Genomic DNA, 13,988 nt, shown 5'->3' with positions numbered 1-13,988 from the left:
GCGCCGATCACGACCCCGGGCGTCACGCTGCAGGAGCAGGCGATGCAGCAGCAGGCCCAGGCGACCGACGCACCCGCCGCGCCCGAGCGCCGCGAGGTCAAGCCGGCCGCTGCGACGAGCGTGCACCGCGAGCCCGGCGCCGCCGTCGCGAGCGCGACGCCCGCCGCGCAGGCCGGCCCCGCCCACGTCACCGAGCCGACGCGCTACGACGCCGTGCTGCTGTCGGGCTTCGGCGGCCCCGAGGGGCAGGACGACGTCATCCCGTTCCTGCGCAACGTCACGCGCGGCCGCGGCATCCCCGACGAGCGCCTCGAGGAGGTCTCGCACCACTACCGCCACTTCGGCGGCGTGAGCCCCATCAACGACCAGAACCGCGCGCTGCTCGACGCCATGCGCAAGGCCTTCGTCGCCGCGGGCGTCGACCTGCCGATCTACTGGGGCAACCGCAACTGGGCGCCGTACCTCGACGAGGCGCTCGAGCAGGCCGCCGCCGACGGCGTGCGCACCATGCTCGCGATCCCCACGAGCGCGTACTCGTCGTACTCGTCGTGCCGTCAGTACCGCGAGGACTGGGCGGATGCGCTCGAGGCGACGGGCCTGCAGGGCTCGATGCAGATCGACAAGGTGCGCCAGTTCTTCGACCACCCCGGCTTCGTGCAGCCGTTCGTCGAGGGCGTCGAGGCGGCCGTGGCGGAGGCGCGCGGCGCCGGCCACGCCGACGACGCCATCGAGGTGCTCTTCGCGACCCACTCCATCCCGACGGCCGACGCCGAGCGATCGGGTGCACCCGACCTGTTCTCGTGGGGCGAGGGCGGCGGCTACGAGGGCCAGCACCTCGCCGTCGCCGAGCACGTCATGCAGCAGACGGCGCCCGAGGTGGCGTGGCAGCTCGTGTACCAGTCGCGCTCCGGCCCGCCGTCGCAGCCGTGGCTCGAGCCCGACATCAACGACGCCATCGAGGCGCTCGAGGGTCGCACGGCCGTCATCATCGTGCCGCTCGGGTTCGTGAGCGACCACATGGAGGTCATGTGGGACCTCGACGAGGAGGCGCTCGAGACCGCCGAGGAGCACGGCCTGTGGGCGCGTCGCACGCCGACGCCGGGCACGCATCCCGCGTACGTGTCGGCGCTCGTCGACCTCGTGCAGGAGCGCATCGAGGGCCGCCCCGTCGACGAGCGCGGCTCGGTGACGAGCATCGGACCGTGGTTCGACGTGTGCCGCCCCGGCTGCTGCGAGAACCCCCGCCTCGGCTTCAAGCCGGCCATCGCGGGTCTCGAGCCGTGAGCGCGCTGCGGGTCGGCACGCGCGGATCGGCGCTCGCGCTCGCGCAGACCACGGCCCTCGCCGCGCGCTTCGCGGGCGAGGTCGAGATCGTCGAGATCACGACCCAGGGCGACGTCGACCGGGCGCCGCTCGCGCAGATCGGCGGCACGGGCGTCTTCACGTCGGCGCTGCGCGAGGCGCTGCTCGCCGACGAGGTCGACGTCATCGTGCACTCCATGAAGGACCTGCCGACGGCGCCGCATCCGGGCATCGTGCTCGCGGCGGTCGCGAAGCGCGAGGATGCACGTGACGCGCTGTGCGCCCGCGACGGCCTCGGCTTCGACGACCTGCCCGAGGGCGCGAAGGTCGGCACGGGATCCCCGCGCCGGGCCGCGCAGCTGCGGCGCGTGCGCCCCGACCTCGACGTCGTCGACATCCGCGGCAACGTCGAGACGCGCCTCGCGCGCGCGCAGGGCCCCGACGCCGACCTCGACGCCGTCGTGCTGGCCCTCGCGGGCCTCACGCGCCTCGGCCGCACCGACGCCGTCACCGAGGTGCTGAGCCTCGGCCGCTTCCCCACCGCGCCCGCACAGGGTGCGCTCGCCGTCGAGACGCGCGACGGCGACGCCGCCTCGATCCGCGCCGTCGCGAAGGCCGACCACGCCGTCACCCGCGCGTGCGCCGACGCCGAGCGCCTCGTGCTCGCGGGCCTCGAGGCCGGCTGCTCGGCGCCGATCGCGGCGAGCGCCCAGGTCGACGACGGCATGCTCTTCCTCACCGCCACCGTCTACGCGCTCGACGGCTCGAAGCACCTCACCGCATCCCACGCGTACACGCTCGACGGGCAGAGCGGGCCTGAGCTGTCGGAGGCGGCGATGGACGTCGCCGGCCGCGCCGTGCGCGAGCTCGTCGACGCCGGCGCCATGGAGCTGGACGCGGCATGACCCGCGTGCTCATCCCCCGCGGCGGGTCGTGGGGCGAGGCGGTGTCTGCGCTCGTGACCGACGCGGGCTTCGAGCCGCTCGTGCTGCCGCTCATCCAGATCGCGCCCGCCGAGGATCAGGATGCGCTGCGCGCGCAGATCGACGAGCTCGGCGCCGGGCGGTTCGACTGGCTCGTCGTGACGTCGCAGTCGACCGTGCGCTACCTGCCCCGCGTGCCTGCGGCCGTGTCGGTCGCCGCGGTGGGCAACGTGACGGCGGCGGCGCTGCGCGAGCGCGGCATCCCCGTGGCGTTCGTGCCGCGCACGCAGTCGGCGGCCGGGCTCGTCGACGAGTGGCCCATCCCGTCGGGCCGCGTGCTGTGGCCGCGGTCGGAGGATGCGAAGCCGACGATCGAGGCCGGCCTGCGGGCGAAGGGCATGGACGTCGTCGACGTCGTCGCCTACCGCACGGTGTCGGTGCTCGACGCCGACGAGCACGAGCTCGACGACCTCGGCGTGCTCGCGGGCGACGACCAGGCGCTCACGGCGTTCGAGCCGCGCGAGACGCCCGTGGACGCGGTGCTCGTGACGAGCGGCTCGGTCGCGAAGCAGGTGCTGCGCCTCGGACTGCCCGACGGCGTCACGGTCGTGACGATCGGCGAGCAGACGGCCGAGGACTGCCGCCGCGCGGGCCTGCACGTGTCGGCGATCGCGAAGACGCCGACGCCCGAGGGGCTCGTCGCCGCGCTCGTGGCGGCGGTGCCCGCGCGCAGCTGAGGCGCTGCTCCGGCACGCCAGGATCGCGCGGGACTCGCGTCGGCTAGGTGCACTCCTCGTCGACGATCGCTCGCACCCGATCGAGGAATCGCGCGACCGCATCCGCCGACGCGGGATCGAGATCGGCAGCCGCCTCGACGATGCGTGCGTCGAGCGTGGCAGCCAGCTGGTCGCCGCCTCGCTCGGTCGGCTGCACGGTCTTGCTGCGCGCGTCCTGCGGCGACGGCGTGAACGAGACGAGGCCGTCGACCACCAGGCGCTTGAGCACCGGGGTGATGCCCGAGCCGGTGAGTCCCGTCTGCCTCGCGATGTCGGTCGGCGTGATGAGCTCGTCGCGCTCGGCTGCCTCGACGACGAGCCGCAGCACGTCGAGCGTCGTCTGGCTCGGGCCGCGATCGTCCTGCTGGCGACGCCGCGCGAGCTGGGCCTCCGCCATGCGCAGGTCCTCGACGGCACGCACGGCACGGGCAGCGCCCGCATCCGTCGATGGCCGCGACGTCGGCGCACGCGTCGCGCGTCGACCTTCCGTTCGCTCCACGTGCACCTCCTACCACTCGCAGGACCTCTCAGTCCATGCCCAGCCGACGCTCATTTCGTCGACTAGTTTGCTAGTTGAACTAACGATGTGACGATCTACCGATCGTCGCCAGCGTATCCGACCGACCACCGAGGATGGGAGCACGGACATGGGCACCATGCACTACGGCAACGACGAGGCCGGCATCCAGATCGACGACGACGTCCTCGCGCATGTCGCGGCGGTCGTCGTCGCGAAGCTGCGTCGCCGCGAGCCGTTCCTGCTCACCACGGTCTCGGCAGGCGGCCGCGAGTCGGTGTGGATCCACGAGGCGAGCACGCTGCGGTGGGCGTACGCATCCGACGTCGCGGCTCCTCTCGACAAGGCGCGCCTCGAGCGCATGGTGCGCGACACGAACCGGCCGACTGGCCTGACCGTGGAGTGCCTCGGCCGCCCGCTCGCCGCCGTCGAGACGCTCGAGGTGGCGGCATGAGACGCCGCGCGGCCCCGGAACGCAGCCCGTGGAGCGCCGTCGGCGCGACGGTGCTCTACCCCCAGGCACCCCCGCAGCCCGAGCGCGACGCCGAGTCCACGTCATGACCATGGCGCTGCATGGGCCGCTGCGCACCGCCTCGGCCCACCTCGCGGCCGACGTCGACCTCATCCAGGGCGCGACGAGACGGCTGCTGCTGGCGCTGCTCGAGCTCGACGAGACCGATCTCGCGGCGACGGCCTCGAGCGGCCTCGGCACCAAGCGACACGTGCTCGCGCGCCTCGTGCGCCAGAGCGATCGCGCAACCGCAGCGCTCGAGCTGCGCGCGGCCCCCATCCCCGATGACACGCTCCTGCGCGCCCCGCTGCGAGCGGTCGTCGACGCCGTGACGACGTCGCTCGGCGCGACGCTCGCGTCGCTCACCACCCTCGCGCCGGGTGCGCCGATGCACGCTGCACTCGGCATCGCTGCTGATCACCTCGCATGGCTCGAGCTCACGCACGTCGACCTCGCCGACGACTACGACGTCACGCACATCCCGAATCCTGCGCTCGACGCCGTGGCGGCGCACCTGCACGACCAGACGAACAGCCCCTTCGCGCCGCTCGTCGCCGCCTGAGACGGCGCGCGGGGCTCAGGCGTGGCCGCGCGTCACGACGATCGCGACGACGACGGCCGCCGCGCCCATGAGCACGGCGAGGATGAGCGGTCGCTGCAGGCTCGCGCGGAGCACGCGGCGATCGTGCCGGTCGGCGGCCTCGTCGCTGCGCTCGTCGCCGTCCGCTCGCGGCTCGCGTCGGCCGATGCCGCGCAGTCCGTCGGCGAGGGTGTTGCGCGGGGGCGCGTCGACGTCGCCCGCGGCCGTCGGGTCGGCCCCGCTCATCGTCGCGCCGAGACGCGCGTCGCGACCTTCGCGCGTGCGCGCCGGGCCCTCGGGTCGGCCCACAGCCGCTCGAGCTGATGGCGGAGCGTCTCGGGTGGCCGCTTCGAGCGCGGTCGCGTGGCGCGGACGCCGAGGATGAAGCCGGTGGCGGCGACGCCGCCGAGGATGAGGAGCTGCCTCTGCATGGTGTTCCTTCGCGTCGCGTCCCACGCTCCTCGCATCCGACGCTCGCTGCGACGGGTGGACGCGGGGCGCGCGATGTGCACCGCGACTCCTGCTCAGCGGTCGGACGTCTGGAACAGCGGGTCGGCGGCCATGGCCTGGAACGCGGCGGCGGCCTCGTCCGACGATCCGATGCGCCAGTCGCGCTCCTTGTCGACGTCGAACCAGACGAGCGCGCGGATGTCGGGGAAGTCCTGCTCGAGCGTCGGCACGATGGCGGCGATCCAGTCGGGCTTGCTGCCGCCCTCCTCGGCCGATGCCGTCTCGCCGACGATGATCGGCTTGCCGAGCGCGCTCAGCTCGTCGTACATGTCGCGGAAGACGTCCTCGAACGACTGCCAGACGAAGTCGGCATCCGACGTGCCCCAGTTGTACCCGTCGATGCCGGTCCAGTCGACCACGTCGTCGCCCGGGTAGTACGCCATCGCGGGCGGGGCGCCAGCGCTGTCGACGTTGTTGGGTGCCCACACCCAGACGACGTTGCCGCCTGCGTGCGCGTCGACGACGTCGTGCACGTGGCGGTAGGCGGCGACGTACAGCTCGGGGTCGTGGCCACCCCACCCCTCCTCCTCGTTCATCTCGGCGGCGAAGTCGACGAAGACGGGATCGGGCAGCAGCGCCGCCTCCTGCCCGCGCTGCACGAGCATGTCGTCGTAGCGGCCCGCCACGATGTCGGCGAAGTCCACGCCGAACGGCTCCCAGTTGACGAGCGACCGCTGGCCCCGCTCGCGATCCAGAGCGAGCACGGGATCGGTCGACCACGCGTCCTCCCACCCGACGTACGTCAGGTGCAGCTGCGGCACGCGACCGATCGCATCGTCGGTCTCGTCGGGCTCGCGGTCGCCGTAGTAGACGCCGAGGTACACGCCGGACGCCGGCACGAGGGGCACGTCGGCGAACGGGTCGTCGTCGCCGGTCGCGTCGCCGACGGGCGACGAGCACCCCGCCAGCAGCAGCAGCACCGCCACGCCGACCGCGAGGGTCGTGCGCAGCCGTCGGCGTCGCGTCATGCCGCCCGCTCCTCTCGCCTCGAGCCTGCGGTGCTCGTGGCTCGAGCGCGAGCGTATCGCCGGTCGTCGTCAGCTCGCCGCGCGCTCGTCGGTCGGCTGCACCGCGAGCCCCGCGAGGCGCGAGAGCCGGTCGATCGCATCCTGCGCGGTGCGCACCGATGCGACGTCGCCGCTGCGGTACGCGATCTCGAGCGCGGTCGTCCAGCCGCGCAGCGAGTCGATGACGCCGCGCCGATAGGCCGTGAGTCCGATGGTCGTGTGCATGGTCCACCTCCGTTCGAGGCGGAGCAGCCCAGCTCGGTGCGGAGGTCCGCCCGTGGGCTCCACGCTAGGCGCGGCGCGTTTCCGCGGCGTTGCGGTCGTGAGAACCCTGCGCGACGGGCGAACGTCAGCGGCGCAGCACGTCGGGCACCTGCGCGCCGAGGCGCAGGCCCTCGCGGTCGATCCAGTAGCGGCGCTCGAGCCTGAGGCCGGCGACCGACTGCACCGACCGCACGCCCGGCATCGAGCCGAGGTCGTCGCGCACGAACGCCGCGAGCGCCGCCGGGCCCTCGAAGACGCCCGCGAGGCTCACGGGCGCCGTGCCCGTGACGGTCGACAGCAGGCGCACGCTCGGGTGCGCCGCGAGGGCCTCGAGGGTGCCGCGCAGGTCGCGCGGACGCACGTCGATCGTGACGATGCCGTTGAGCGGGTAGCCCATGAGGTCGGGCTGCATCTCGACGCGCGGCGAGACGGCGCCCGAGTGGATGAGCAGGCGGATGGCGCGCGCGGCCGTCGACGCCGAGACCCCGAGCGTGCGGCCCACCTCGGCCGCCGTCACGCGACCGTTGGCGCCGAGCATGCGCATCGTCTCGAACTCGAGCTCGGAGAGCTGGTGCAGATCCTCGATCGGGGCCTCGGTCGCGACCGACGCGTGCGCCTCGAGCGCGGCGGTGCGCTCGGCGTCGAGCCTGCGGTAGCGCCACGACTGGCCGACCTTCGCGGGCTCGAGGATCATGCGGCTGTCGATCGCACGGATGCCGGGGATCGACGGGATCGTGACGGCGAGCAGCTCCTCGTGGTCGGAGCCGAGCAGCGGGAACAGGTTGACGTACAGGTCGGCGGCGCCCGAGGTGTGGATGACGAACTGCACGTCGGGGATGCGCAGCAGCTCGGCGAGCACCGCGCGCGACTGCCCGGGAGCCGACGTGATCCACAGCTCGAACGGGTTGCTCGAGGTGATGAGCTCCCACGCGAAGCGGCCGACGACGTGCAGCAGGCGCTCGTCCTGCATGCGCGTGAGGCGGCGCGACGCGGTGCTCGTGGGGATGCCGAGGATCTCGGCGAGCGCCGCGGTGGGCACGCGGGGCGCGATGTGCAGGGCCGCGACGATGTCGAGGTCGGTCTCGTCGAGGAGGGGCCGACTCACGCGAGGGGCGGAGCGATGCACGGCCTCAATCTACCGACGTGCGCCTGGACGAGCGGCCGTGACGGATTCACCCGTTACAAGACTGAAACGTGACGGATATGCCCATCTCACTTGCGCATGGTTGCGTATCTTCCTACAGTGGCCTGCATCGGTGACGCAGGTGTCACCGATCACGCCGAGAGGGAGCGCATGGACGAGCAGCAGCCGTGGCAGTGGACCGAGGACGTGTGGCGCGGTCACGTCGAGCACGTGCGCGCCGGACGCCGACTCGTGCACGACGACCCCGCCCTCCGGTGGCCGACCGGCGCCCGCGTCGCGGTGCTGCTGTCGTTCGACTCCGACCACGAGTCGATCCCGCTGCGCGACGGCGAGACCTCGCCCGGCCGCATGGCGCAGGGCGAGTTCGGCGCCCGCTTCGCCGTGCCGCGCATCCTCGACCTCCTCGCCCGCCACGAGGCGCCGTCGTCGTTCTACATGCCCGCCGTCTGCGCGCTGCTGCGGCCCGACGAGGCGCCGTCGTACGTCGCCGGTGGCCACGAGGTGGCCGTGCACGGCTGGATCCACGAGCGCAACACGGCGCTGAGCCACGACGACGAGCTCGAGCTCGTCAGCCGCTGCCTCGAGGTGTTCGAGCGCCAGATCGGCCAGCGCCCCACCGGCATCCGCACCCCGTCATGGGACTTCTCGGGCTCGACGCTCTCGGTCATCCGCGAGCTGGGCTTCGACTACGACTCGTCGCTCATGGCCGACGCCGACCCCTACGAGCTGCTCGAGCGCGGCGAGCGCACCGGCGTCGTCGAGATCCCCGTCGAGTGGATCCGCGACGACGCCCCGTACCTCATGATGGATCGCTTCGGCGGCCTCCGCCCCCACATGCCGCCGCGCAGCCTGCTGCAGATCTGGATCGACGAGTTCGACGCGGCCCGCGAGGAGGGCGGCGTCTTCCAGCTCACGATGCACCCGCACATCATCGGCCACCGGTCGCGCCTGCGGATCCTCGACGACCTCCTCACCCACATCCGCTCCTTCGACGACGTCTGGATCGGCACGCACGCCGACCTGGCCCGTCACGTCCGTCCCTTCCTCTGATCCCGCACCACCTCGAGAGAGACCGCACATGACCACCACCGCACCCGAGACCGTGCACCGCACGAAGCTCAGCAAGAAGGGCAAGAAGGCGATCGTCGCCGGCTCGATCGGCAACGCCGTCGAGTTCGTCGACTGGGCCGTCTACTCGACGTTCTCGTCGATCTTCGCCCACCACTTCTTCCCAGCGGGCAACGACATCGCAGCGCTGCTGTCGACGCTCGCGATCTTCGCCGTCGGCTTCATCATGCGCCCCATCGGCGCCGCGATCATGGGCTCGTACGCCGACCGCTTCGGCCGCAAGAAGGGCCTGCTCTTCACGATCACGCTCATGGCGGTCGCGACGCTCGTCATCGGCCTCGCGCCCACCTACGAGCAGGTCGGCCTCGTCGCGCCGCTGCTGCTCGTGCTCGCTCGCCTCGCTCAGGGCTTCGCCGCCGGCGGCGAGTTCGGCTCGGCCTCCGCGTTCCTCGTCGAGTCGGCAGCGCCCGAGCGCCGCGGCTTCGCAGGCTCGTGGCAGCAGGTGTCGGTCGCGGCGGGCGTGCTCATCGCCTCGGCGCTCGGCTTCACGATCACGACCGCGCTGCCGCCCGAGGCCGTCGACAGCTGGGGGTGGCGCGCCGCGTTCATCTTCGCCGCGTCGCTCGGCTTCGTCGGCCTGTGGCTGCGCCGCGGCATCGAGGAGACGGAGTCGTTCGCGACCGGCAAGCAGCGCGTCGCCGCCGAGGCGCAGCCCAAGCAGCGCAACGCCTTCGTGCGCATGGTGCGCGAGCACCCCAAGTCGTCGCTGCGCGTCTTCGGCATCACGATCGCCGGCACGCTGCTGTACTACATGTGGGTCAACTTCATGCCCACGTACGCGGCCGTCACGACGGGCATCCCGCTGAACCAGGCGCTGCTCGCCAACGTCATCGCGATGATCATCTTCATCTGCCTGCTGCCGTTCGGCGGCCTGCTCTCCGACAAGATCGGCCGCAAGCCCACGATGGCGGCGTTCGCCGGCGGCTTCCTCATCTTCGCGTGGCCCGCGTTCCAGCTCATCGGTGGCGGCTTCTGGGCGCTGCTGGCCGTCGAGATCATCGGCATCGTGCTGCTCGTCGGCTACTCGGCGAACTGCGCCGTCATCATGGCCGAGCAGTTCCCGCCGGAGGTGCGCGCCACCGGCATCGGCCTGCCGTACGCCCTGGCCGTCGCGTGCTTCGGCGGCACGGCGCCGTACATCACGACGTGGATGAACACGAACGGCCTGGGCGGCTGGGTGTGGCTGTACGCATCCATCGCCGCCGCCATCGGGCTCGTCGTCTACCTCACGATGCCCGAGACGAAGGGCAAGGAGCTCGACTGATGCGGCACGTGCTCGTGACCGGCGCCGGATCGGGCATCGGCAGGGAGGTCGCCCTCGCGTTCGCGCGCGGGGGCGACGCCCTGACGGTCGCCGACCTGCACGCCGAGCCGCTCGCCGAGACGGCCGCGCTCGCGCTCGAGGCGGGCGCGGCGTCGGCCGCGACGCAGACGGTCGACCTGCGCGGCGACACCGCGCACGAGACGCTCATGGAGGCGGCGTGGGCGACCGCGCCCGTCGACGTGCTCGTGTCGAGCGCGGGCGTCTACCCCGCGACGCCGTTCCTCGAGCTCGACGCCGCGACGTGGGACCTCGTGCTCGACGTCAACACCCGCGCGCCCGTGCTCCTCACGGTCGCGCTCGCGCGCCACGCCATCGCGGCGGGCCGCGGCGCGAGCGTCGTGAGCATCTCGTCGGGCGCCGCGCTGCGCGCCCGCCCGGGTGCAGCGCCGTACTCGACGTCGAAGGCGGCGCTCGAGGCAGCCACGCGCGCATCCGCCCTCGAGCTCGGCAGGCACGGCATCCGCGTCAACGCCGTGGCACCCGGATTCGTCACCGTCGACTCGAGCGTGAACCCCGTGACCGAGGAGTACGCGAACGCCGTCGGCGACACGCCCCTCGGCCGCCGCGGCACGCCCGCGGACATCGCCCGCGCCGTCGTCTGGATCGCCGGCGACGAGGCGGAGTGGATCACCGGGGAGGTGCTGCGCGTCGACGGCGGATCGTCGACGGGCGCCTGGCACCTCCCGCAGCACTGGACCGCCACGACCAAGGAAGAGCAGGCATGACCTCGCAGTACACGATCGTCGGCGCAGGAGCGATCGGCGGCACCCTCGCCGTGCACCTGCACCTCGCGGGTGCCGACGTGCACCTCGTCGACGCCGACCCCGAGCACGTCGCCGCCATCCGCGAGCACGGCCTCCGCATCGAGCACCCCACGGGCGAGCACACGGCTCGACTGCCGATCTCGACGCCCGACGAGGCACCCGCCGAGCTCGGCGCCGTGCTGCTCGCCGTCAAGGCGCAGGCCACCGACGGCGTCGCCGCATGGATCGCGCCGCGCCTCGCCGCCGACGGCTGGGTCGCATCGATGCAGAACGGCCTCAACGAGGCGACGATCGCGCGCCACGTCGGCGTCGACCGCACCGTCGCGGCGTTCGTCGACCTGTTCGCCGACGTCATGGCGCCCGGCGTCGTGAAGGACGGCGGCATCGGCGACATCGCCCTCGGCGAGCACGCCGGCGGCACGAGCGACCGCGTGCGCACCCTCGCGCACGACCTGCACCACTGGGGCGAGCCGATCGTCTCCGAGAACGTGCCCGGCTTCCTCTGGTCGAAGCTCGGCTTCGGCGCGATGCTCGTCGCATCCGCCCTCGCCGACGACGACATGGGCGACCTCATCGACCGCCACCGCGTCGGCATGCACGCGCTCGTGCGCGAGGTGCTCACGGTCGCGACGGCCGAGGGCATCGCGCTCGAGGGCTTCGACGCCTTCGCGCCGAACGACTACCTCGGCTCGGCCGAGGCCGCCGACGCCGCGACCGACGGACTCGTCGCATGGCTCGGCAGGCAGACGAAGAAGCGCTCGGGCATCTGGCGCGACATCGCCGTGCGCGGCCGCCGCACCGAGGTGCCGACGCAGTACGGCCCCGTGCTCGAGGCGGCCGCGCGCCGCGGCATCCCCACGCCGCTCGTGCAGTGGATGGTGGATGCGATCGTCGCGCTCGAGACCCACGAGATCGCCATGGACGAGGCGCACCTCGCCGAGCTCGACCGGCTGGCGACCGCATGAGCGCGCTCGTGCAGGCGGCCGAGGCCGCGAGGGATGCGCTCGTCGCCGACGTGACGGCGTACGCCGAGCAGGAGACGCCCTCCGACGACCTCGCCGCCCTCGCGGCCGGGCTCACGTGGGTGCGGTCGTACGTCGAGCAGCACCTCGGTGCGCCCGAGGCATCGCGCACGGTGGACGGCGGCGAGCAGGGCAACATCGCCGTGCTCGACTGGCCCGCCGCGAACGGGGGCACCGGATCCATCGCGATCCTCTGCCACTACGACACCGTCTGGCCGCTCGGCACCCTCGCCGACTGGCCCGTGACCATCGACGGCGACCGCCTGACCGGTCCCGGCGTCTTCGACATGAAGGCCGGCCTCGTGCAGGCCACCCACGCCATCGCGATCGCACGTGCGCAGGGGCTGCCGCTGCCGGCCATCCGCCTCGTGCTCAACGGCGACGAGGAGATCGGCTCGCTCGCATCCCGCCCCGTGATCGAGGAGGCCGTCGCCGGGCGCGACGCCGTGCTCGTGTTCGAGGCGAGCGCCGAGGGCGCGCTGAAGACGGCACGCAAGGGCGTCGGCATCTTCTCGGTGACGACGCGCGGCATCGAGGGCCACGCGGGCCTCGACCCCGAGCGCGGCGTGAGCGCCATCGACGAGATGGCGCGTGCGGTGCTCGCGCTGCATGCATCCGCCGACCTCTCGGCGGGCACGAGCGTCAACGTCGGCACGCTCGCGGGGGGCTCGCGCTCGAACGTGACCGCGGGTCGCGCGCAGGCGCTCGTCGACGTGCGCGTCGCCGACGTCGCCGAGATGGATCGCATCGACGCCGCCCTCGCTGCCATGCGTCCGCACCGCGACGGCGCCGGCCTCGAGATCGCCGGCGGCTGGAACCGGCCGGTGATGCCGCGCAGCGAGGTCACGGCGGCGCTCTTCGCCGTCGCGCGCGACGTGTCGGTCGAGCAGGGCTGGACGGTCGAGGAGATCTCGGTGGGCGGCGCGAGCGACGGCAACTTCGCCGCTGCCCTGGGCCTGCCGGTGCTCGACGGCCTCGGCGCCGTCGGCGACGGCGCGCACGCACGGCACGAGTGGATCTCGATCGACGGCATGGTGCAGCGCACCGCGCTCGCCGCCGGGCTCATCGCGCGCCTCGGCGGGGCATCGGCGTGACGTCGATCGTCGAGCCGATGCGGCTGCGCGGCCTCGCGCTGCGCAACCGCATCTGGATCGCGCCGATGTGCCAGTACTCCGTCGACGCCTACGACGGCGTGCCGACCGACTGGCATCGCGTGCACTACGGCGCGCTCGCCGCGGGCGGCACGGGACTGCTGGTCGTCGAGGCGACGGCGATCGCGCCCGACGGTCGCATCACGAGGCAGGACACGGGCATCTGGAACGACGCGCAGGTGGATGCGTGGCGCCCCATCGTCGACTTCGCGCATGCGCAGGGCGCGGCGATCGGCGTGCAGCTGAACCACGCGGGCGCGAAGGCGAGCACGTATGCGGGCTTCGGCCGCGACGGCGACGCGCGCGGCTCGGTGCCGGTGGACGCGGGCGGCTGGCAGACGGTGTCGGCCTCCGACGAGCAGATCCTCGGCCTCGCGCAGCCGCGCGCGGCATCGACGGCCGAGCTCGAGGCGATCGCCGACGCGTTCGTCGCCGCCGCGCACCGTGCGGTCGCAGCGGGCTTCGACGTCGTCGAGGTGCACGCCGCCCACGGCTACCTGCTGCACCAGCTGCTCTCCCCCATCACGAATCGGCGCGACGACCGCTTCGGCGGCGACCTCGCCGGCCGCGCGACGCTGCTGCTCGACGTCGTGCGCCGCATCCGCGCCGAGCTGCCCGAGCTGCCGATCGTCGTGCGCCTGTCGGCGACCGACTGGACCGAGGGTGGCGTCACGCCCGACGACGCCGCGCAGGTCGCGGCGTGGGCGATCGGCGCCGGAGCGGATGCCGTCGACGCGTCGTCGGGTGGGCTCGTGCTCGCCGACATCCCCGTCGGCCCCGGCTACCAGGTGCACCTCGCGGAGCGCATCGCCGCCGAGGGCGTCGTGACGTCGGCCGTCGGCCTCGTCGAGACGGCCGAGCAGGCGGAGGCGATCGTCGCGTCGGGCGTCGCCGCCGTGCGCATCGGTCGCGCCGCGCTGCGCGACGCGTCGACGCCCATCCGCTGGGCGCGCGAGCTCGGCGCCGACGTCGACTGGGTGCCCGCCCAGCGCCTGCGCGCCTACTGACTCGAGGCGGCCGCCGCATCCGTCCGGTCAGGCGATGCGGCGGCCGCCTCGGCCGCGC

17 protein-coding genes are annotated in these 13,988 nt (G+C 73.3%); 11 read left to right on the top strand and 6 right to left on the bottom strand.

Annotation, left to right across the window (positions count from 1 at the left end):
* Positions 1-42 precede the first annotated feature (42 nt).
* Genes BLQ67_RS16870 through BLQ67_RS08495 form a run of 3 tightly spaced genes read left to right on the top strand, consistent with a single transcriptional unit; the run spans position 43 to position 2,962 of the window.
* Positions 43-1,284 carry a ferrochelatase gene (locus BLQ67_RS16870; protein ID WP_231945231.1) on the top strand — a complete coding sequence of 414 codons (1,242 nt, stop codon included), beginning with the start codon at positions 43-45 and terminating at the stop codon, positions 1,282-1,284.
* Positions 1,281-2,207: a hydroxymethylbilane synthase gene (gene hemC / locus BLQ67_RS16865; RefSeq protein WP_231945000.1), complete on the top strand. Its 927-nt coding sequence runs from the start codon at positions 1,281-1,283 to the stop codon at positions 2,205-2,207. The genes BLQ67_RS16870 and hemC overlap by 4 nt, the downstream gene beginning before the upstream one ends.
* The gene (locus tag BLQ67_RS08495) at positions 2,204-2,962 is read left to right on the top strand and encodes a uroporphyrinogen-III synthase (protein WP_092504200.1); all 759 of its coding nucleotides are present in this window, start codon (positions 2,204-2,206) and stop codon (positions 2,960-2,962) included. Before hemC ends, BLQ67_RS08495 begins: the two co-directional genes overlap by 4 nt.
* A 43-nt stretch (positions 2,963-3,005) precedes the next feature.
* Here the strand turns inward: BLQ67_RS08495 and BLQ67_RS08490 are convergent, their stop codons facing one another.
* Positions 3,006-3,500 carry a MarR family winged helix-turn-helix transcriptional regulator gene (locus tag BLQ67_RS08490; RefSeq protein ID WP_092504198.1) on the bottom strand — a complete coding sequence of 165 codons (495 nt, stop codon included), beginning with the start codon at positions 3,498-3,500 and terminating at the stop codon, positions 3,006-3,008.
* Positions 3,501-3,648: 148 nt separating this feature from the next.
* Here BLQ67_RS08490 and BLQ67_RS08485 point away from each other — a divergent pair, with 148 nt between their 5' ends.
* Both BLQ67_RS08485 and BLQ67_RS08480 read left to right on the top strand, forming a co-directional pair.
* Positions 3,649-3,972 (top strand): DUF7882 family protein, encoded by a 324-nt coding sequence (locus BLQ67_RS08485; RefSeq protein ID WP_092504196.1) that lies wholly within the window; start codon positions 3,649-3,651, stop codon positions 3,970-3,972.
* Positions 3,973-4,075: 103 nt separating this feature from the next.
* Positions 4,076-4,591 (top strand): hypothetical protein, encoded by a 516-nt coding sequence (locus BLQ67_RS08480; protein ID WP_092504194.1) that lies wholly within the window; start codon positions 4,076-4,078, stop codon positions 4,589-4,591.
* 15 nt (positions 4,592-4,606) lie between these two features.
* Here the strand turns inward: BLQ67_RS08480 and BLQ67_RS08475 are convergent, their stop codons facing one another.
* The 5 genes from BLQ67_RS08475 to BLQ67_RS08455 form a co-directional block, all read right to left on the bottom strand.
* Positions 4,607-4,855: a hypothetical protein gene (locus BLQ67_RS08475; protein ID WP_092504192.1), complete on the bottom strand. Its 249-nt coding sequence runs from the start codon at positions 4,853-4,855 to the stop codon at positions 4,607-4,609.
* Entirely contained in the window at positions 4,852-5,040 is a 189-nt protein-coding gene (locus BLQ67_RS08470; RefSeq protein WP_092504190.1) for a hypothetical protein, read from the bottom strand. The genes BLQ67_RS08475 and BLQ67_RS08470 overlap by 4 nt, the downstream gene beginning before the upstream one ends.
* Before the next feature lie 93 nt (positions 5,041-5,133).
* On the bottom strand, positions 5,134-6,087 hold the full coding sequence (locus BLQ67_RS08465; RefSeq protein WP_092504188.1) for a glycoside hydrolase family 26 protein: 954 nt from the start codon (positions 6,085-6,087) through the stop codon (positions 5,134-5,136).
* Positions 6,088-6,156: 69 nt separating this feature from the next.
* Complete coding sequence (locus tag BLQ67_RS08460; RefSeq protein ID WP_092504186.1) at positions 6,157-6,351, bottom strand: hypothetical protein; 195 nt, start codon at positions 6,349-6,351, stop codon at positions 6,157-6,159.
* A gap of 124 nt (positions 6,352-6,475) precedes the next feature.
* Positions 6,476-7,495 (bottom strand): Lrp/AsnC family transcriptional regulator, encoded by a 1,020-nt coding sequence (locus tag BLQ67_RS08455; protein ID WP_157674734.1) that lies wholly within the window; start codon positions 7,493-7,495, stop codon positions 6,476-6,478.
* Positions 7,496-7,684: 189 nt separating this feature from the next.
* Between BLQ67_RS08455 and BLQ67_RS08450 the strand changes: the two genes are divergently transcribed.
* The 6 genes from BLQ67_RS08450 to BLQ67_RS08430 are packed head-to-tail and all read left to right on the top strand — an operon-like array spanning position 7,685 to position 13,930.
* Entirely contained in the window at positions 7,685-8,584 is a 900-nt protein-coding gene (locus tag BLQ67_RS08450; RefSeq protein WP_092504182.1) for a polysaccharide deacetylase family protein, read from the top strand.
* Between the two features lie 28 nt (positions 8,585-8,612).
* On the top strand, positions 8,613-9,926 hold the full coding sequence (locus BLQ67_RS08445) for an MFS transporter (RefSeq protein ID WP_092504180.1): 1,314 nt from the start codon (positions 8,613-8,615) through the stop codon (positions 9,924-9,926).
* A complete protein-coding gene (locus BLQ67_RS08440) occupies positions 9,926-10,711 on the top strand; it encodes an SDR family NAD(P)-dependent oxidoreductase (protein ID WP_092504178.1) in 786 nt (261 codons plus the stop codon). The genes BLQ67_RS08445 and BLQ67_RS08440 overlap by 1 nt, the downstream gene beginning before the upstream one ends.
* Entirely contained in the window at positions 10,708-11,715 is a 1,008-nt protein-coding gene (locus tag BLQ67_RS16710) for a ketopantoate reductase family protein (protein WP_197674585.1), read from the top strand. Before BLQ67_RS08440 ends, BLQ67_RS16710 begins: the two co-directional genes overlap by 4 nt.
* Complete coding sequence (locus BLQ67_RS16705; protein ID WP_197674584.1) at positions 11,712-12,866, top strand: M20 family metallopeptidase; 1,155 nt, start codon at positions 11,712-11,714, stop codon at positions 12,864-12,866. Before BLQ67_RS16710 ends, BLQ67_RS16705 begins: the two co-directional genes overlap by 4 nt.
* Entirely contained in the window at positions 12,863-13,930 is a 1,068-nt protein-coding gene (locus BLQ67_RS08430) for an oxidoreductase (protein ID WP_231944999.1), read from the top strand. Before BLQ67_RS16705 ends, BLQ67_RS08430 begins: the two co-directional genes overlap by 4 nt.
* Positions 13,931-13,988 lie beyond the last annotated feature (58 nt).

Origin of the sequence: Agrococcus jejuensis (assembly GCF_900099705.1) — a bacterium.
Lineage (GTDB): Bacteria > Actinomycetota > Actinomycetes > Actinomycetales > Microbacteriaceae > Agrococcus > Agrococcus jejuensis.
This window is presented reverse-complemented; position numbering and strand designations above follow the sequence as displayed.

Excerpts from the sequence above, each read along its gene's own strand:
- BLQ67_RS16870 (WP_231945231.1), top strand. The coding sequence starts at position 43 with ATGCAGCAGCAGGCCCAGGCGACCGACGCACCCGCCGCGCCCGAGCGC.
- BLQ67_RS08495 (WP_092504200.1), top strand. The coding sequence starts at position 2,204 with ATGACCCGCGTGCTCATCCCCCGCGGCGGGTCGTGGGGCGAGGCGGTG.
- BLQ67_RS08485 (WP_092504196.1), top strand. The coding sequence starts at position 3,649 with ATGGGCACCATGCACTACGGCAACGACGAGGCCGGCATCCAGATCGAC.
- BLQ67_RS08480 (WP_092504194.1), top strand. The coding sequence starts at position 4,076 with ATGACCATGGCGCTGCATGGGCCGCTGCGCACCGCCTCGGCCCACCTC.
- BLQ67_RS08475 (WP_092504192.1), bottom strand. The coding sequence starts at position 4,855 with ATGAGCGGGGCCGACCCGACGGCCGCGGGCGACGTCGACGCGCCCCCG.
- BLQ67_RS08470 (WP_092504190.1), bottom strand. The coding sequence starts at position 5,040 with ATGCAGAGGCAGCTCCTCATCCTCGGCGGCGTCGCCGCCACCGGCTTC.
- BLQ67_RS08465 (WP_092504188.1), bottom strand. The coding sequence starts at position 6,087 with ATGACGCGACGCCGACGGCTGCGCACGACCCTCGCGGTCGGCGTGGCG.
- BLQ67_RS08460 (WP_092504186.1), bottom strand. The coding sequence starts at position 6,351 with ATGCACACGACCATCGGACTCACGGCCTATCGGCGCGGCGTCATCGAC.
- BLQ67_RS08450 (WP_092504182.1), top strand. The coding sequence starts at position 7,685 with ATGGACGAGCAGCAGCCGTGGCAGTGGACCGAGGACGTGTGGCGCGGT.
- BLQ67_RS08445 (WP_092504180.1), top strand. The coding sequence starts at position 8,613 with ATGACCACCACCGCACCCGAGACCGTGCACCGCACGAAGCTCAGCAAG.
- BLQ67_RS08440 (WP_092504178.1), top strand. The coding sequence starts at position 9,926 with ATGCGGCACGTGCTCGTGACCGGCGCCGGATCGGGCATCGGCAGGGAG.
- BLQ67_RS16710 (WP_197674585.1), top strand. The coding sequence starts at position 10,708 with ATGACCTCGCAGTACACGATCGTCGGCGCAGGAGCGATCGGCGGCACC.
- BLQ67_RS16705 (WP_197674584.1), top strand. The coding sequence starts at position 11,712 with ATGAGCGCGCTCGTGCAGGCGGCCGAGGCCGCGAGGGATGCGCTCGTC.